15 protein-coding genes, 1 tRNA gene and 1 pseudogene are annotated in these 17,665 nt (G+C 70.4%); 10 read left to right on the forward strand and 7 right to left on the reverse strand.

The features are described 5' to 3' along the window. Positions 1-57 precede the first annotated feature (57 nt). The 6 genes from JIAGA_RS0101170 to JIAGA_RS0101195 all read left to right on the forward strand — a co-directional run bounded on the left by JIAGA_RS0101170 (position 58) and on the right by JIAGA_RS0101195 (position 6,572). Positions 58-2,301 (forward strand): DNA polymerase III subunit gamma and tau, encoded by a 2,244-nt coding sequence (locus tag JIAGA_RS0101170; RefSeq protein WP_026874260.1) that lies wholly within the window; start codon positions 58-60, stop codon positions 2,299-2,301. A gap of 131 nt (positions 2,302-2,432) precedes the next feature. After that, positions 2,433-2,924: a YbaB/EbfC family nucleoid-associated protein gene (locus tag JIAGA_RS26750; RefSeq protein WP_169738792.1), complete on the forward strand. Its 492-nt coding sequence runs from the start codon at positions 2,433-2,435 to the stop codon at positions 2,922-2,924. 16 nt (positions 2,925-2,940) lie between these two features. Further along, positions 2,941-3,540 (forward strand): recombination mediator RecR, encoded by a 600-nt coding sequence (recR, locus tag JIAGA_RS0101180; RefSeq protein WP_026874261.1) that lies wholly within the window; start codon positions 2,941-2,943, stop codon positions 3,538-3,540. Continuing rightward, on the forward strand, positions 3,533-4,138 hold the full coding sequence (locus tag JIAGA_RS26755) for a DUF5063 domain-containing protein (protein ID WP_084469385.1): 606 nt from the start codon (positions 3,533-3,535) through the stop codon (positions 4,136-4,138). The genes recR and JIAGA_RS26755 overlap by 8 nt, the downstream gene beginning before the upstream one ends. 92 nt (positions 4,139-4,230) lie before the next feature. Continuing rightward, entirely contained in the window at positions 4,231-5,508 is a 1,278-nt protein-coding gene (locus JIAGA_RS0101190) for an aspartate kinase (protein ID WP_026874262.1), read from the forward strand. Next, positions 5,505-6,572, forward strand: a complete 1,068-nt coding sequence (locus JIAGA_RS0101195) for an aspartate-semialdehyde dehydrogenase (RefSeq protein WP_026874263.1) — start codon at positions 5,505-5,507, stop codon at positions 6,570-6,572. Before JIAGA_RS0101190 ends, JIAGA_RS0101195 begins: the two co-directional genes overlap by 4 nt. 9 nt (positions 6,573-6,581) lie before the next feature. On the opposite strand, the gene JIAGA_RS32635 is transcribed toward JIAGA_RS0101195, so the two are convergent. From JIAGA_RS32635 to JIAGA_RS26765, 4 genes are all read right to left on the reverse strand, one after another. Continuing rightward, positions 6,582-6,908 (reverse strand): hypothetical protein, encoded by a 327-nt coding sequence (locus tag JIAGA_RS32635; protein ID WP_157552507.1) that lies wholly within the window; start codon positions 6,906-6,908, stop codon positions 6,582-6,584. Between the two features lie 95 nt (positions 6,909-7,003). Further along, positions 7,004-7,582 (reverse strand): nucleotidyltransferase domain-containing protein, encoded by a 579-nt coding sequence (locus tag JIAGA_RS0101205; protein WP_245597244.1) that lies wholly within the window; start codon positions 7,580-7,582, stop codon positions 7,004-7,006. 150 nt (positions 7,583-7,732) lie between these two features. Next, positions 7,733-8,185 (reverse strand): GatB/YqeY domain-containing protein, encoded by a 453-nt coding sequence (locus tag JIAGA_RS0101210; protein ID WP_026874265.1) that lies wholly within the window; start codon positions 8,183-8,185, stop codon positions 7,733-7,735. A gap of 44 nt (positions 8,186-8,229) precedes the next feature. Beyond that, positions 8,230-9,744: an MFS transporter gene (locus tag JIAGA_RS26765; protein ID WP_051425533.1), complete on the reverse strand. Its 1,515-nt coding sequence runs from the start codon at positions 9,742-9,744 to the stop codon at positions 8,230-8,232. 64 nt (positions 9,745-9,808) lie between these two features. Between JIAGA_RS26765 and JIAGA_RS0101220 the strand changes: the two genes are divergently transcribed. From JIAGA_RS0101220 to JIAGA_RS35465, 3 genes are all read left to right on the forward strand, one after another. Beyond that, positions 9,809-10,732 carry a metallophosphoesterase gene (locus tag JIAGA_RS0101220; protein WP_035811941.1) on the forward strand — a complete coding sequence of 308 codons (924 nt, stop codon included), beginning with the start codon at positions 9,809-9,811 and terminating at the stop codon, positions 10,730-10,732. 59 nt (positions 10,733-10,791) lie between these two features. Continuing rightward, positions 10,792-10,868, forward strand: a tRNA-Pro gene (locus JIAGA_RS0101225). Between the two features lie 198 nt (positions 10,869-11,066). Then, positions 11,067-12,542, forward strand: a complete 1,476-nt coding sequence (locus tag JIAGA_RS35465; protein WP_169738794.1) for an acyltransferase family protein — start codon at positions 11,067-11,069, stop codon at positions 12,540-12,542. Here the strand turns inward: JIAGA_RS35465 and JIAGA_RS35470 are convergent. From JIAGA_RS35470 to JIAGA_RS0101245, 3 genes and pseudogenes are all read right to left on the reverse strand, one after another. Then, a pseudogene (locus tag JIAGA_RS35470) lies at positions 12,494-13,807 on the reverse strand (MFS transporter); the annotation flags it as partial. The gene JIAGA_RS35465 and the pseudogene JIAGA_RS35470 overlap by 49 nt on opposite strands. Continuing rightward, a complete protein-coding gene (locus JIAGA_RS0101240; RefSeq protein WP_026874268.1) occupies positions 13,807-14,751 on the reverse strand; it encodes an NAD-dependent epimerase/dehydratase family protein in 945 nt (314 codons plus the stop codon). The pseudogene JIAGA_RS35470 and the gene JIAGA_RS0101240, both read right to left, overlap by 1 nt. Positions 14,752-14,920: 169 nt before the next feature. Next, entirely contained in the window at positions 14,921-15,526 is a 606-nt protein-coding gene (locus tag JIAGA_RS0101245; protein ID WP_026874269.1) for a response regulator transcription factor, read from the reverse strand. Positions 15,527-15,691: 165 nt separating this feature from the next. Here JIAGA_RS0101245 and JIAGA_RS32645 point away from each other — a divergent pair, with 165 nt between their 5' ends. After that, positions 15,692-17,620, forward strand: coding sequence for a sensor histidine kinase (locus tag JIAGA_RS32645; RefSeq protein ID WP_051425536.1), 1,929 nt, complete (start codon positions 15,692-15,694; stop codon positions 17,618-17,620). Positions 17,621-17,665: the final 45 nt, after the last annotated feature.

Genomic DNA, 17,665 nt, shown 5'->3' on the forward strand with positions numbered 1-17,665 from the left:
GCACGAGGTCCGGTGCTGAATGGGAATCTGTCGGTCCGGGCGGCTAGGGTTCGCAAGGTGTCGTCGTTAGCTCTTTACCGCACCTACCGCCCGGGCACCTTCGCCGACGTGGTGGGGCAGGAGCATGTCACGGTCCCGCTGATGCGGGCCTTGTCTAACGACCGCGTTCACCATGCCTATCTCTTCTCCGGTCCGCGCGGCTGTGGCAAGACGTCGTCGGCGCGCATCCTGGCCCGATCCCTCAACTGCGAGCAGGGGCCGACGGCTGAGCCGTGCGGCAGTTGCCAGTCCTGTCTGGACCTCGCGCCCAACGGCCCCGGCAACATCGACGTGGTCGAGCTCGACGCGGCCACCCACGGCCTGGTCGACGACGCCCGCGACCTGCGCGAGAAGGCGCATTTCGCGCCGGTGTCGTCGCGGTTCAAGATCTACATCATCGACGAGGCACACCAGCTCGGTCCGGGCGCGGCCAACGCGCTGCTCAAGCTGATCGAGGAGCCGCCGGCGCACCTGAAGTTCATCTTCGCCACCACCGCGCCGGACAAGATCATCGGGACCATCCGGTCCCGCACGCACCACTATCCGTTCCGGCTCATTCCCACCAAGACGCTGCAGCAGAACCTCGGCTGGATCTGCGAACAGGAGGGCGTGGCCATCGAGCCGGCGGCGCTCGCACTGGTGGCTCGGGCGGGCGCCGGGTCGGCCCGTGATTCCCAGTCCATCCTCGGCCAGCTCATCGCCGGCGCCGGCGATGACGGCGTCACCTACGAGCTCGCGGTCGCGCTGCTCGGGTTCACCGACGCGGCCATGCTCGACCAGGTGGTCGAGGCCGTCGCGGCGGGTGACGGCCGATCGGTGTTCGGTGCGCTCGACCGGGTCATGGACGCCGGTCACGATCCGCGCCGTTTCCTGACCGACCTGCTCGAGCGGTTCCGCGACCTCATCGTGCTGCGGGCCGCGCCCGACGCCGTCGCCGCGGGGCTGCTGGACATCCCGCCCGACCAAGCCGAGCGGATGGCCGCGCAGGCCACCCGGTTCGGCCCGAACGACCTCATCCGCCTGGCCGCCGTGGTCGACGAAGGCATCACGGCCATGAAAGGCGCCACCCCCACCCGGCTGCAGCTGGAACTGGTGTGCGCGCGGCTGCTGCTGCCCGGCGCGGACCATTCGGTCGACGGTGTCCAAGCTCGGCTGGATCGAGTCGAGCGCCGGCTCACCGGCGGCGAGCCGATCGCGACGGCCCAGCCCAGCGAGGTCGCGACACCTCCGGTCGCAGCGACGCCGCCGGCTGCAGCAGCGCCTCCGGTCGCCGCGCCGACGCCCGAGCCGGTCGCCCCGCCCACGCCCGAGCCGGTCGCCCGGCCGACGCCCGAGCCGGTCGCTCCGGCCGAGCCGCAGCCCTCAACCGGGGGCGGGCAGGAGGCGCCGTCCAGGCCGGCCGCGCCGGCGACCGTCCAACCGCCAGCCGCACCCGCTGCGTCCGCGCCGCCAGCTACGCCGGCACCGGCCGCGCCGCCGCAGCCCATCTCGGCCGCGGGCGCCTCCGGTGGGGTGGCAGACGTCCGGCGCATGTGGCCGGAGGTGCTGGTCCGCCTCAAGGAGATCAAGCGCACGCCGTGGAGCCTCATCTCGCAGGAGTCCATGGTGGCCGACGTCGCGGACGGCGTGCTGACTCTGGCGTTCCGGCAGCCGACGCTGCGCGACACGTTCGCCCGCCGCGAGGACTTCCAGGCGTGCCTGCAGCAGGCCATCAAGGACGTGTTGCTGCTCGACCTGCGCATCGAGGCCATCGTCGATCCCTCGGCCGACCCGTCGTCCAACACGCGTCAGCCGGGGGCGCCGGCGGCCAGCCCGGCCGGGCCGCCGCCCACGGCCGTCGCCGCGCCGCCGGCCGGCGACCAGCCCGCTCCCGGTCAGCCGGGGCAGCCCGCCGGTCCGAGCCAGCCTGGGCCGACTCCGCCGGCGGCTCCCGGTCCGTCCGCGAACAGCGATTCCCCGGCCGGCCCGGGCACGCCGGGTGAGCCCCCCGGTGGTCCTGGCACGCCAGGTGGCGCCGCGTCGTCCGGCCCGGTTGCCCACGGTTCCGAACCGCCGGTCAGCCGAGCCGCCGCGGCCAAGGAAGCCGCCCGGCGCAGTCAGGCCCGCGCTACCGAAGCCGCGGCCACCGCGCCGGGTCACGTCGCCGACGACGCCGACGCGGACCCGAACGACGATGATCTCCCCGACGACGGCGTCTCCCAGCGCGAGCTGCTCGAACGCACCCTCGGGGCGACCGTCATCGCCGAGATCGAAAACGAGTAGCCGCCGCAGCCGCCCACTGCTGCCGTCGGCACGCGCAGACCTGGGAATCTCCGTCGGTGCAGTGACGTAGGCTCGCTGGTGACATCAGCCGAGTGTCCGCGACACCACCCCTGCCACGCCGAGGAGGCACCGTGTTTCCGCCTGGATCCGAAGGCTTCGACATGGGCCAGCTGCTGCAACAGGCTCAGCGCATGCAGGAGCAGCTCATGTCCGCCCAACAGGACCTCACCGAGGCCGAGGCCACCGGCACGGCCGGTGGTGGCCTGGTCCGCGCGACTGTCACCGGCGCCGGTGAGCTGACCGACCTGCAGCTGGACCCGTCCGTCGTCGATCCCGAGGACGTCGAGACGCTCTCCGACCTCATCATCGCTGCCGTCCGCGACGCGCACGCGGAGATCCAGCGCACGGCGCAGGAGCAGCTCGGCTCCATCAACGCCGACGTCGCCGGTCTCCTCGGTGACGCCGGCGGCCAGGGCAACCCGCTGGCCGGCCTGTTCGGCGGTGCCGCCGGTGGGCCCGGTGGCTCCGGCGCTGCTGACGAGGCCGGCGCCATCCAGGGCTCCGTCGTCGACGATGACGACGACCGGCCCGGCAGCTCCGCGCCGTCCGGCCAGGGCACCTGAGCCAGAGGCGAATCCCATGTACGAAGGCGTCGTCCAGGACCTCATCGACGAGCTCGGGCGGTTACCGGGCGTCGGTCCGAAGAGCGCCCAGCGCATCGCGTTCCACCTGCTGGCCGCCGACGCCGACGACGTGCGCCGGTTGGTGTCGGCGCTCACCGAGGTCAAGGAGAAGGTCCGGTTCTGCACCGTCTGCGGCAACGTCGCGCAGCAGGAGCAGTGCCGCATCTGCCTCGACCAGCGGCGCGACCCGTCCATTCTGTGTGTGGTCGAGGAGCCGAAGGACGTGGTGGCCATCGAGCGGACGCGTGAGTTCCGCGGCCGCTACCACGTGCTCGGTGGCGCCATCAGCCCCATCGAGGGCGTTGGTCCGGACGACCTGCGGGTACGGGAGTTGATGACAAGGCTCGCCGACGACGCGGTCAAGGAGATCATCCTCGCCACCGACCCGAATCTCGAGGGCGAGGCGACGGCCACCTACCTGGCCCGGATGATCAAGCCGATGGGGTTGCGCGTGACGCGTCTAGCCAGTGGACTTCCGGTAGGTGGTGATCTCGAGTATGCCGATGAGGTCACCCTGGGTCGTGCGTTCGAGGGACGGAGACTTCTCGATGTCTAGTGCTGCTGCAACCCGGTCGGCCGCGGACCAGGCCGAGGAGTACGCCGATTTCGCTGCCGAGATCGCGGACCAGGTCGAGAGCTTCCTGCTCGCAGTCCGCGAGATCGCCCGCGGCAGCGACCCGGGCAGCACGCTTTCGCTCCTGCTCCTCGAGGTCAGCCAGCTGTGCCTGGCCGGCGGGCGGCTCGGCGCCATCAGCGACGTCGTCCCCGACGAGCGGTTCGAGCCCGACGCCGGCCCGGACGCCGACGTCGATGAGCTGCGGGAGCGCATCGCGGCGCTTCTCGACCCGGTCGACGGCTACGTCGAGGTGGTCGACCCCATCGACCCGGAGCGCGGCGCCACCGGCTTCCGGATCTCCGACGACCTCGCCAGCATCGCGCAGGACCTGCTGCACGGGATGTCGCACTACCGTGACGGCCGCGTCATCGAGGCGCTGTGGTGGTGGCAGTTCTCGTACCTGTCGTCGTGGGGTTCCACGGCGGGGGCCGCGCTGCGGGCGTTGCACTCGCTGATCGCGCACACCCGGCTCGACCACCACGACGAAGACATCGATATCACCCAGGAGACCCTGATCCCGGTCGAGGCCGAACTCTGAACATCCTGTCCCGCGATCCGGACGTCTCGGGGCACTGCGGTCCCGTCGCCTAGACTGCCATGGGCACGTTTCGGACCTGGGAGGAGTGTGCCGTGGGACTGGTCGTCCAGAAGTACGGCGGATCCTCCGTCGCCGACGCCGCCGCCATCAAGCGGGTAGCGCAGCGGATCGTGGCCACCACCAAGGAGGGGCACGAGGTCGTCGTGGTCGTGTCCGCCATGGGTGACACCACGGACGAGCTGCTCGATCTCGCCGAGCAGGTCTCGCCGCTGCCGGGCGGCCGCGAGCTCGACATGCTGCTGACGGCCGGCGAGCGCATGTCCATGGCGCTGCTGGCCATGGCCATCGGCGACCTCGGGCACGAGGCGCGCTCGTTCACCGGCAGCCAGGCCGGTGTCATCACCGACTCCGTGCACGGGCGGGCCCGCATCATCGACGTCACGCCCGGGCGTATCCGCCAGGCCCTCGACGGCGGTGCCATCGCCATCGTCGCCGGCTTCCAGGGCGTCAGCCAGGACAGCAAGGACATCACCACCCTGGGCCGCGGCGGCTCGGACACCACGGCGGTCGCGCTCGCCGCGGCGCTCGACGCCGACGTCTGCGAGATCTACACCGACGTCGACGGCATCTTCACCGCCGACCCCCGCATCGTCCCCACGGCGCGCCGCGTTCCGCACATCACGTACGAAGAGATGCTCGAGATGGCCGCGTGCGGTGCCAAGGTCCTGCACCTGCGCTGTGTCGAGTACGCCCGCCGGTACCGCATCCCGATTCATGTGCGTTCGAGTTTCTCGACGTTGACCGGCACCTGGGTGTCCCACCCGACCGAGGAAAGTGAGCAGGGCGACATGGAGCAGCCGATCATCTCCGGCGTCGCGCACGACCGCAGCGAGGCGAAGATCACCGTCGTGGGGGTCCCGGACAAGGTGGGCGAGGCCGCCACGATCTTCAGTTCCGTCGCCTCCGCGGACGTGAACATCGACATGATCGTGCAGAACGTCTCGGCGGTCGACACGAACCGCACCGACATCTCCTTCACGCTGCCGGCGTCCGACGGCCGCAAGGGCATGGAGGCGCTGACGGCCATCCAGGACACCGTCGGGTTCGAGTCGCTGCGCTACGACGACGGCATCGGCAAGGTGTCGCTCATCGGCGCCGGTATGCGCAGCCACCCTGGCGTGAGCGCGAAGTTCTTCAGCTCGCTCGCCGACGCGGGAGTCAACATCGAGATGATCTCCACGTCCGAGATCCGCATCTCCGTGGTGGTGCGCAGCGACGACATCGACACCGCGGTCGGCGCGATCCACCGGGCCTTCGACCTCGACGCCAGTCAGGTCGAGGCGGTCGTGTACGGGGGTACCGGGCGATGACCGACACCAGCCGCCCCACTCTCGCCGTCGTCGGCGCCACCGGTGCCGTCGGCACGGTCATGCGCGACATCCTCTCCACCCGGCAGGACGTCTGGGGCGAGATCCGGCTCATCGCGTCCGCGCGCTCGGCCGGTCGCCGGCTCACCGTTCGCGGTGAAGAGGTCGAGGTCCAGGCGCTGACCGCCGACGTCTTCGACGGCGTCGACGTCGCCATGTTCGACGTCCCCGACGAGGTGTCCGCCGAGTGGGCGCCGGTCGCCGTCGAGCGCGGCGCCGTCGTGGTCGACAACTCCGGCGCGTTCCGCATGGATCCGGATGTCCCGCTCGTGGTTCCCGAGGTCAACGCGCGGGCGGCACGGCAGCGGCCGCGCGGCATCATCGCCAACCCCAACTGCACCACCCTGACCATGATCGTGGTGCTGGGGGCACTGCACGCCGAGTTGGGGCTGACTGCCGTGCATGCCTCGTCGTACCAGGCCGCGTCCGGTGCCGGTCAGGCCGGCATCGACACGCTGCACGACCAGCTGAACAAGGTCGCCGGCAACCGCGAGCTCGGCACCCACCCGGGTGACGTGCGCCGCGTCGTCGGTTCCGAACTGGGTCCCTTCCCGGCGCCGCTCGCCCTGAACGTCGTCCCGTGGGCGGGGTCGCTGAAGAGCGACGGCTGGAGCTCGGAGGAGCTGAAGATCCGCAACGAGTCGCGGAAGATCCTCGACCTCCCCGACCTCAAGGTATCGGCCACCTGTGTGCGCGTCCCCGTGGTCACCACCCACTCGGTCACCATGCACGCGACGTTCGAGCGTGAGGTCAGCACCGAGCGGGCGTGCGAGATCCTGCGCGACGCTCCTGGCGTGGTTCTCTACGACGACCCGTCCCGCGGCGAGTTCCCCACGCCGGCCGACGTGGTCGGCACCGACCCGACGTGGGTCGGGCGCGTGCGCCGGGCACTCGACGACCCGCAGTCGCTGGAGCTGTTCGTGTGCGGCGACAACCTGCGCAAGGGCGCGGCGCTCAACACCGCGCAGATCGCCGAGCTGCTGGCCCCGGAGTTCACCACCGCCTGACCACGGTGATCACGAGCGAGTTCGAGAGAACTCCTCGGCGGTCTCCACCAGGTGCTTCGCTTGCGGAAGCGCTGCGGTCACTCGTTGCTGTCCGACGTGCAGGACGCCGTAGTGAGCGTCGTCCTTGACGGACAACAGCCGGCTGAGGTCCCGAGCCATCGTCTCGCCGATGCCGGTGACCTGCCGGAGCAAGTCGCTGGCTTGCCTGTGATCCTGACCACGTGAGCGCTGGCCCAGCGCGATGCAGCAAACGGCGTCGGAAGCGCCTCTTCCGGCCAGGACGGCGAGCGACGCGGCCACGTTCGGGGTGGCCAAGTCATCGTCCTGATCGCCCACGAGTTCAGCGACGTCGAGGAAAGCGCGTGCGTGTTCCAACCGGGCGGCGGCCTGTGCAGGGTCGCATCGTGCTGTCCGTCCACCCGGACGAGCGTTCATGTGCGCCTCCTCTTGACGTCGCGGAGCAGGTCTCGAAGCCCGCCGCCGGCGAGCGTGATGGAGTCGCGGATCCACTCGTCGACGAGTGGATCCGCGGCCGCCACATGCTCGGACAGCCGATCGATGTCGAGGTGGAAAGGCTGGCAACGGTTGCCGGTCCAGCTCTCGGTGCGGCGTTGGAGTTCGTCGATCTGCTCCAGCCAGGTTCGATCGTCATCAGCGACGTGGGCCGGCCGGACCACGAGGATGTCGATATCGGAGTCGGCGTCGCCATCGCCACGCGCGGTTGAACCGAAGAGCGAAGCATGCGTGGGCGGCGTGTGCCACGATTCGAACTCGGCCCGCAGCCGCTCTATGAAGGTCCGCCGGACCGACGCCAGGATTTCGACTGCCGGCCATGCGAGATGGTCACGGTTCGCCTCATAGAAGACCGCTGAACTACGCTCATCGGCCCGAACCACTCCTTGCCCGACGAGGCGTGCCAGGGCTAGGCGTATCCCATTGGGGGAGCCGATACCGGCCAGCTGCTGGACCTCACGCCCGGTGAGCGGACGAGTCGTGCGCGCCAGCACCATGAGCACGGGGCCGTCAAGGGTAGGGACGATCGAACGAATCGGAAGAGCAACGTCCATGGTGGCACCATTCTGCGCACGTGCTCAGTTTCATGACTACGTGTGCAGAATAGTGGCCATCGAAACGCCGCGCCACCCTCCCAGCAGCACGAGCTAGGAAAGCCGTGCTTTGACGGCGGCGGCGACCTTGCTGCCCTCGACGCGACCCAGGACCTTCGGCTGCACGATCTTCATGACCTTGCCCATGTCGCGCGGCGACTCCGCGCCGGCCTCGGCGATGGCAGCCGTCACGATCTCGTCCAGCTCGGCGTCGGTGAGTGGCTGAGGCAGGTAGTCGGCGATGACGGCGGCCTCGGCCTCCTCCTGCTCGGCGCTGTCGGGCCGGCCGCCGCTGCGGAACGCCTCGGCGGCTTCGCGGCGACGCTTCGTCTCGCGGGTGAGAACGGCGGTGACTTCGTCGTCGGTCAGCTCGCGTGCCTCGGAGCCGGCCACCTCCTCGGTGCCGATGGCGGCCAGCACCATCCGGAGGGTGGACTTGCGCACGTCGTCTTTGGCGCGCATGGCCGTGGTCAGGTCGGCTCGGAGTCGGTCCTTGAGTGCTGCCATGCGCCTAGTCTGCCGTGTTCGGTGGGCCGGCGGCACCGAGGCTGTCAGTGTCCGTGCGTTGTCGGCAGGCCCGGTGCTGGGGGACAGGGCGCGGACGGGGCGCTTGCCTCGCCCGCCGTCTCGGCCTCGCCGGCGGGCACCGGTGCGCCGGCCGGCTCCGTCGCCGGCGGTTCGGTCAGCGCCTGCGGGCGAATAGCCGCCGCCGCCACCACGCCGAGCACCAGCAGGCCCGCGCACACGAGCATCGCGATCCGGTAGGCGTCGGTGAGCTGGACAGGGTCGGCATACGCTTCGCCGGACAGCCCGGCGACGGCTGGCAGAGCGGCCACCGCGATCAGCCCGGCAGCGCGCGAGACGCCGTTGTTGACTCCGCTGGCGATTCCGGCCAGGTGTTGCGGTGCCGACGCCATCACTGTCGCCGTCAGCGTCGGCACCAGTATCGTCAGGCCGATGCCGAGCAGCGTCACGCCCGGCAGGACACCGGCCACGTACCCGTCGCCGGCGTCGACGGCGGACAGCAGCGCGATGCCGACGGCGCCGCATGCCGTGCCGACCACCAGCGGCGGCCGGACCCCGAACCGGGCGGCCAGGTCCGCGGAGCGGCCGGAGAACAGCAGCATCAGGATGGTGATGGGCAGTGTCGCGATGCCGGCTTCGAGTGGACTCCACTCCAACGACACCTGCAGCTGCATGATCAGGAAGAACATGACGCCGGACAGTCCCGCGTAGACGGCGAACGTCATGATGTTGATGCCGCTGAAGGTACGGTCGGCGAACAGCGACAGCGGCACCATCGGATGCGCCGCCACCCGCTCCCGGTACAGGAAGGCCGCCGCGGCCAGCACGGACGCCACCGCCATGGTGACGTTCGCTGCCGACGCGCCGGTTTCGGGCCAGCTGATCAGGGCGTACGTGCTGGCGCCGAGTGCCACCGCGCCCAGCACCGCGCCGGGGACGTCGAACCGTCCGCCGGCCTCCTCGTCCCGGCTCTCCGGTGCGCTGACGGTGATCAGCCACACCGTCACCACGGCCAGTGGCACGTTGATGCCGAACACCCAACGCCAGTCGAACTCCAGCAGCCAGCCGCCCAGCAGCGGCCCGATGACGCCGGACACCCCGGTCAGGCCGGCCCAGGCGCCGATGGCCCGGGGACGGTCGTCCGGGTGCATGGTGGTCTGCAGGATCGCGAGTGCGCCGGGGGTCAGCAGCGCCCCGCCGATGCCCTGCAGCGCCCGGGCGCCGATCAGTACCTCCGCGTTGGGCGCCAGCGCGCACAGCACCGACGCGACCGTGAACCACACGACGCCGACGGTGAAGATGCGCCGGCGGCCGAGCCGGTCGCCGAGCGCACCCCCGAGGAGGATCAGCGCGGCCAGCGTCAGCGTGTAGGCGTTGACGGTCCACTGCAGCGCGGCCAGGTTCGCGTCGAGCTCGCGGCCGATGGTCGGCAGGGCGACGTTGACCACGGTGCCGTCGAGGAAGGCCATCCCGGAGCCCAGAGCGGTCGCGGTCAGGAGCGCCCGGCCGCGCGGAGTGCTGAGGCGTAGGCCGTCGTCCATGAAGAAGGAGCGTAGCCGCCGAATCGGTCGACAAGGCAATGTCGGACTATGGGAGTCTGGAGGCATGGTCGTGAAACAGGTGGCGCTCGGAGCGGCCGTGGCAGCCGCCGCCGGGCTGGCCTACGCGGCCGGCTATGAAGTCAGGTCGTATCGGCTGCGGCGGTTCGACGTGCCGGTGCTGGCACCAGGCAGCCGGCCGCTACGGGTACTGCACGTGTCCGACCTGCACCTGATCCCTGGGCAACGCTCGAAGGCGGCGTGGGTACGGCGGCTGGCGGCACTCGAGCCGGACCTCGTCGTGAACACCGGCGACAACCTCGCCCACCCGGACGCGGTGCCGGCCGTGCTGGACGCGCTCGGTCCGCTGCTGGCCCTTCCGGGCGTCTTCGTGTTCGGGTCCAACGACTATTACCGGCCGCAGCCGAAGAACCCGGCCCGGTACCTGCGTTCCCTGGACGACATCCTCGACGAGAACGCCCGCGACCAAGCCGGCGCCGTCGACCTGCCGTGGAAGGAGCTGCGCGACGAGTTGCGCTCCGGCGGCTGGCTGGACCTCAACAACGCCCACGGGTCCCTGACGGTGGACGGCCGCCGGATCGCCTTCGCCGGCGTCGACGACCCGCACCTCGGCCGCGACCGGCTCGAGGACATCGCCGGACCGGCCGACTCCTCCGCCGATCTGACCGTCGGCGTCTCGCATGCGCCGTACCTGCGGGTGCTCGACCACTTCCGCGCCTACGGTTACCGGCTGCTGCTGGCTGGGCACACCCACGGTGGCCAGCTCTGCGTCCCCGGCTTCGGCGCACTGGTCACCAACTGCGACCTCGACCGCAAGCGCGTCAAGGGCGTGTCGCGGCACCCGGCGGTGGGCGGCGCCGACGCGGCGTGGCTGCACGTGTCCGCCGGATTGGGCACGTCACCGTACGCGCCCGTACGATTCGCCTGCCCGCCGGAGGCGACGTTGCTCACCCTCACCGGCTCCCGGTGACCGACCACTGAACCGGATTTCGATCCTGGGCCGGGCTCGGATATGCTGGCCCGGCAGATCGGGGTGTGGCGCAGCTTGGTAGCGCGCTTCGTTCGGGACGAAGAGGTCGCAGGTTCAAATCCTGTCACCCCGACCATTCATCATCGCCGTGCGCGAGCCCTCTCCGGAGGGCTCTTCTGCGTCTGAGGGGTCGTACCCGCCGGACCGGGTCGGCGGACCGCCAGCGCACCCGGCGTCTGGGCGCTGACCCCATACATCGGGTCCGGGTATCCCCACCTTCACGATGCCGGTGAGCACCCGTGTCATCGGGGCGGTTGATCGGCAGGGTGGAAGCATGCCCACGAACGTCGCGCCCTCGGCGTCCTCGACTCTCCCACCAGCCACGAGTCCGGTGGCTCGGCCTACCCGCGACCCGATCCTGGACGTGTTGCGCGTCTTCGGGATCGCGCTCGTGGTGCTCCAGCACTGGCTCATGCCGGTGCTGGCGTACGACGATTCGCAACTGCAGACGGGGAACGCGCTGAGCGCGCCCGGCGCCTGGATCGTCACCTGGGTGAGTCAGGTCATGCCGTTCGTCTTCATCGCTTCCGGTGCGGCCGCCGCGATCAGTTTGCGACGACGGACGGCCCGGCCCGACGGTGGTGGTGGCCGGGCCGCGGGGCAGACCGTGGCACCGTGGATCGCGGCGCGGCTGCAACGCCTTGCCCTGCCGGTGCTGGCGCTCGCGGCCGTGTGGATCGTCCTGCCGCACCTCATGCTCGTCGCAGGGCTGCCGTCGCAGCCGGTGGAGCTGGCCGGCGAGTTCGTCGGTGCGCTGCTCTGGTTCCTCATCGTGTTGGTGCTGATCTCCAGCCTCACCCCGGTCCTGGAGCGGATCGCGGATCGCTTCCGCGGTTGGGAACTCCTCGCCGCCGCGGCCGGGGCGCTGCTGGTCGATCTGGTCCGGTTCACCGGCTGGGAGCCGCTCGGCTACGTCAACGTGCTCATGGTCTGGGGTGCGGTGTACCAGATCGGTATCCACTACTCCCGCGGGCGGCTGACCTGGATGCGCGGCTGGCGGGCGTGGGCGGTTGCCGCCATGGCGTTCGGCGTGGTGGCGCTCGCCGTCGGTGCCGGGCCGTACCCGCCGAGCATGATCGGCATGCCGGGCGCCGAGGCGTCGAACATGAACCCGCCCGGAGCCGTGCTGCTGGCCCTGACAGCCGGGCAGCTCGGAATCGCCATGGCGCTGCGTCCGGCGATCGTGCGCTGGGCCCGCCAGCCGGTGGTGGACGCTCTCCTGCAGCGTGCCAACTCCTCGGCCATGACGCTGTACCTCTGGCACACGCCGGCGCTGGTGCTGGTCGCCGGTGTCGTCGTGCTCGGGCTCGGCGGGCACACGCCGGACCCGACCACGTGGGCCTGGTGGGAGCGGCTCCCGACCTGGCTGTTCCTGCTGGCGATGACGGTGTCCGTGCTGGTCAAGCGGGTGGCGCCGGTCGAGCGGATCGTGCTGCCGATGCGCGATGTGAGTGTTCGGCGGGTGACGGCAGCGACCGTGCTCGTGGCGGCGGGCCTGCTCGGGCTCACCGTGGTCGGTTTCGGGCCGTCCGTGACGTTCGCGCTGGTCGGTCCGGTGACCTCGACCGCGGCCATCGCCGCTGGTCTTCTCCTGCTCGTCAGGTGGCCCGCGGCAGGCATGGTTCAACGCCGTCGTGAGCTGGGAGGACGGTCGTCGTCCAGTCGCGGAGTGCGGACGAGCGCGAGAACGCTGAGTGCTGCCAACACGGCAGCCGTTCCCATCGCCAGCCGCATGCCGGTGATGGTGTAGCCGGGTAGGGCCCACAGCGTGGTCGCCAGGGCAGGGCCGAAGGCGATGCCGATCTGGCGGACCAAGCTCGTCGACGCCCCTGTGGTGCCCATCAGGTGGCGCGGTGCGTGGTTCATGGCCATCGTCTGGTTCGGCCCGGCGAGCAGACCGGCGCCCACTCCGATGACGGCCAGCCGCCAGCTCAGCTCGGCCATGCCCCATCCCTGCGCCAGCGGGACCATCAGGGTCACCCCGAGCGTGACCACCACGGCGCCAACACCGGTCACCCGGCGCGGCGTGAACCGGTCCGCGAGAGCGCCGCCGATCAGGCCGAAGGCCATCGTGGCGAGCGGGAACGCGAGCATGGTCAGGCCCACCTCGGCGGGCGTCGCGCCGGCCGCGCGTTGAAGGTGGAACGGGACGAGGAACGCGATGACCATGACCGCGGTCATCTCGGTCACGAGCACCAGATGAGGGCCCAGCATGCCCGGTGCTCGCAGCAGCTCTCGAACCGTCCCGCTGCTGGGATGCCGGTACCACAGCAGGACGAACGGAAGCGCCAACGGTGCCAGCACCAGCCAGCCGGGCCCGTACTCGGCCGTGAAGGTCAGCGACAGCATCAAGGCGACCGCGGCCGTCGCGAGCAGCGCGATCTCCCCCAGGAAGCCGCGGCCAGGGAGGCGCAGCGCCGAGCCGGACGGCAGCTGGGTGAGACCGATCGCGATCACGATCAGACCGACGGGCACGTTCAGGTAGAAGATCCACTGCCAACCGGCATGTTCGACGAGCAGCCCGCCGAGGACTGGACCGCTCACGCCGCCCAGCGGTCCGAGCGTCATCACGATTCCCATGGCGCGCCCGCGCTGATCGGGCCGTGATGTCACGGTGGTCAGCACCGGGATCAGCGCGAACAGCACCGCGGCGAAGGCGCCTTGGAGCACCCGTGCCGCGATCAGCCAGCCGATGCTCGGCGCCAGTCCCACGGCCATGCTGGTGAGGACGAAGCCCGCCACGGCGAAGACCAGCGCGTTCCGGTGGCCCACCCCGTTCAGCCACCGCCCGCTCGGCAGCGACAGGGCGATCATCGGAAGGACGTAGCCCAGGACGATCCACTGCGTGAGGCTGGTGCCGATGCCGAAGTCGTTCTCGATGGTCGGTAGCGCGACGTTGACCACCGTGGTGTCCAGCTGCGCCATGAAGACGGCGACGCCGGTGGCTGCGACCACGAGCCAGTTGGTTCGCCGCGGCGCCTGCGCATCGGGAACTGCCGGCTGAGCTGTCGTCATCACGACGCGTCCGCCGCCGCCAATCCGCCCAGTTCGGTGGCGAACCCCGCGCGCCACGACGCGTACCGCGGCTTCCAGTCGAGGGCGTTCTTGGCGCGGGTGTTGTCCGCTCCCCGCAGCTGGGACATGAAGGCGACGCCCCACGAACCGACCGCGAGCCGAGCGAGGAACGCGGGCGCGGTCTTGGGCTGGGGTGCGCCGATGAGCCTCGCCAGGAACGGGAGCCACTCGCTCATGCGGGCCGGCTCGTCGTCGACGACGTTCAGGACGCCGGCCTCGTCGCTGTCCAGGGCCGCGACGACGGCCGAGGCGATGTCGACGGTGTGCGAGAACGAGAACGTCGCCGCGCCACCGCTGACGAGGGGCATCTTGCCTGCTCTCACCTGACGAAGGAGCGACCCGTCCGGCGCATAGATAGTTCCCGGGCCGTACACGTGGCCGAGCCGCAGGACCAGCCCGCCGGCGTCCCGGGTCGACTGTTCCAGCTCGCGGAGGGCGGCCAGGACCGGGACGAATGGTTTCGGCGGCTTGCGCCACAACGGCGCGTCCTCGTTCGCAGGGCCATCCCCGTGGGGGTCGTACGCGTACGCGAGTCCTTGCGCGATCATCCGCTCGACGCCACCGGCGGCGGCGATCAGGTTGCGTGTGCCCTCGGTGCGGAGCCGGTTGGTCAGCGTGAACTGCTCGGCGAGCCGCTTCGGATCGATCTCCGGCGGAATCGCGGTCAGCATGTTCACGACCGCATCCGGAGCCGCCTCGTCGACGGCACGTTGGATCGACGAGCGGTCCAAGGCGTCGCCGACGACGATCCGGACACCCGCCAGGCCGGCATCCGCGCCCGGAGCGCTCCTGGCCAGGCCGACGACGTCGTGCCCGGCAGCGACCAGGGCAGGACACAACTGACGGCCGATCACCCCGGTGGCTCCCGCGACCAGAACGCGCATCATTCCTCCAAGCGATCGGCAGTCGGATACGCCGTTCACGCTCGCAGCGCGGGCCCGGTCACCACCAGTGCTCAGCGCACTGACTGACCGCGCGGACGCATCGGCCGGACATGCAATCCGCACCGTGCGCGGGACGGGTGCGACAGGGGTCCGGTGCGAATCGCGGTGCCTAGATCCAGCCGGCTTCCGTGGCGATCCGGATGGCGTCGACCCGGTTCCGCGCGCCGAGCTTCGTCACGGCGGCAGCGAGGTAGTTGCGCACCGTACCGTACGTGAGGTGCAGCCGCGCCGCGATCTCTCGCGGGTTCGCACCTTCCGAGGTCAGCCTCAGCACATCGGCTTCGCGCTCGGTCAAGGGGTTGTCGGCCACGTCCAAGGCCGCGTAGGCGAGCTGGGGATCGATCACCCGGCCGCCGGCCGCTATCGTCCGGATCGCGGCGACCAGATCCTGCGGCCGGGAGTCCTTCAACATGAAGCCCGCCACGTTGGCTCTGGCGCTGCGTCGCAGGTTGCCGGGCCGGCCGAGTCCGGTGAGGATCAGCGACCGGCACCCCGGCAGGAGGTCACGCAACTCGGCTGCCGCGTCCAGGCCGTCGCGCTCGGGTAGCTCGATGTCGATCACGGCGACATCGGGCCGATCCCGCAGGGCCGTCGGCACGATCGCATCGCCGGTCGCGACCGACGCGACGACTTCGATGTCGTCCTCGTAGCTGATCAAGTCGACCAGGGCCTCGCGGAGCAGGCGGACGTCCTCGGCCACCAGAACCCGAATCACAGAATGCCCCCAGCGTCAGTCAACTGAGCACGGTCATGTCACCCTACGTGGTCCGGGCTCTGCGATGATGACGCAACTGACCGTGAAGGTGATCGCCCGGGAAGGCGGTCGCGGCGCGCTGGCAACCCAGCCGGAGCCGACGCTGAGCTGGAACGGAGGCACCTGGTGACACGGCAACCGCGGTTCGCCTGGCTGGTGGCGTTCGGCGTCGTCGCGCTCCTGTTCGTGTCCCGGGTCATCTATCACCTGCAAGCACTCGACTACCACGCGAAATGGACGGCTGGCCTGGCCGCGTTCAGTGTCGCGGCGGTCGTCGCCCTGGCGATCAGCCTGGTGCTGCTCATCGTCCGGCGCGGGAACCCGGCGCTGCTCCTGGGCATCCAGGCTGTTGCGGTGTTTGCGCCCTACCTGGTGATCGGGCAGGGTTGGGCCCTTGCGGGCACGGTGCTGTGCGCGAGCATCCTGCTGGTGGTTCCACGGCGCACCTCCTGGGTGCTGTTCGCCGCCGTGGCCATCGGTGACGCCGGCCTCGCCGCCTCCCTCCACCCGTCCGCCCTGATGTTCGTGTACGTCGTGTTCGTCAACGTGGCCAACGGCTTCGCGATCTTCGCCATCGTCCGGATGGCTCAGCTCGTGCAGCAGACTCACGACGACGGGCAGCGGCTCGCCGACATCGAGGTCGAGGCGGAGCGGTTGCGTGCGGCCGACCGGCTCAGTGCCGACGTGGGCAGCCACCTGTCCGCCCTCACCAGACAGACCCGTGAGGTGCTCAGGTCGCCCACGCTCGGCGACGACCGCCTCACAGTCATTCGTGGGCTCGCCGACCGGGCAGCCACCGACGCGCGGACGATTGCCGACATCCACCGCAACCTCAGCGTGCACAGCTCGTCGCCCACGCGACAGCCACCTGCCGGCGTCGGGCTCCGCTTCGCCACCTGGGCACACCTGTTGATCGTGGCCAACTTCGTCGCCACCTCCGTCATCAACCTGTTCATGGGCGGGGGCGTTCCTGACCACCTGATGGTGGGGCTGGTCGTGGTCCTCGTAGCGGCGGCACTCCAGCTCGCCATCGGCACCCCTCGTGCCGGCGGTGCCGCGGTGCGCTGGTGGCCGATCGCCCTGGCTGTTCAGGTCAGCCTGCTCGTCGGCGCCACGGTTCTGGTGTTCCCCGGCGGTGCCATCTCGATCTTCCTGGTGCTCGCCGGCGGCACCGTGCTCGTGCGGATACCCGCTCCGTGGTCGTGGGCCGTGCTCGCGGTGAGCGTGGTCGCCTACTGCGCGTACTTCCAGCGCTATGAGGGCGCCTGGGGCGGAAGCTACATGGCCATCGGCGTTCCGTACTGGGCCGTCATCATCTACGCGTTGCACAACCTGCCCGTGATCACGCACCGCCTCCACGCCACTCGAGACGAACTGACTCGAGTCGCCGTCATCACCGAGCGGCTCCGGCTCGCGCGCGACATCCACGACCTACTCGGTTTCCATCTGTCGGCCATCAAGCTCAAGGTCGAGCTCGCCGTCAGAACCAAGGAGACCGATCCTGCCAAGGCTCGCGACCACCTCGCCGAGGCTCAGCGCAGCGCCGAACGAGCGCTCACCGAAGTCCGCACGTTCGCCAACGCGTTGGAGAACGTCACCTGCCGCGACGAGCTCATCGCTGCGCAGGCCATCCTCGAAGCCGGTGGAGCCGCCGTCGCCGTCAGGGCCGACGTCGGTTGTCTCCCGCAGAGCGTGGACAACGTGATCGGGATCGTCGTCCGTGAGGCGGCGACCAACATCATCAGGCACTCCACGCCTGGGACCTGCACGTTCGACATCTCAGGTGCCGGTGGGGAGGTAGCGGTGCGGATCACCAACGACGGCGTGGAGCGGCCGCGGCCGCCGGTCGACCGCAGCCCGCCCGCCGGCCTGGACAACCTCCAGGACCGTGTCGAAGCCCTCGGCGGGCGACTCACGGCCGTCACCGACCACGACACGTTCACCCTCACCGCGCAGCTCCCGGTGGAGCCTCCTGCTGCCCTGCCGATCGCGCCCGTTGGCGGTGCAGAATGCACGTCCAGCGATGCTGCAGTCACTGTGCGTGCGGCCGGTTGAGTGCCACCGTAGTGGCCTGATCGTCAGCGCATTCGTCGCTGAGCC

Source organism: Jiangella gansuensis DSM 44835 (assembly GCF_000515395.1).
In the GTDB taxonomy this organism is placed as follows: Bacteria; Actinomycetota; Actinomycetes; order Jiangellales; family Jiangellaceae; genus Jiangella; species Jiangella gansuensis.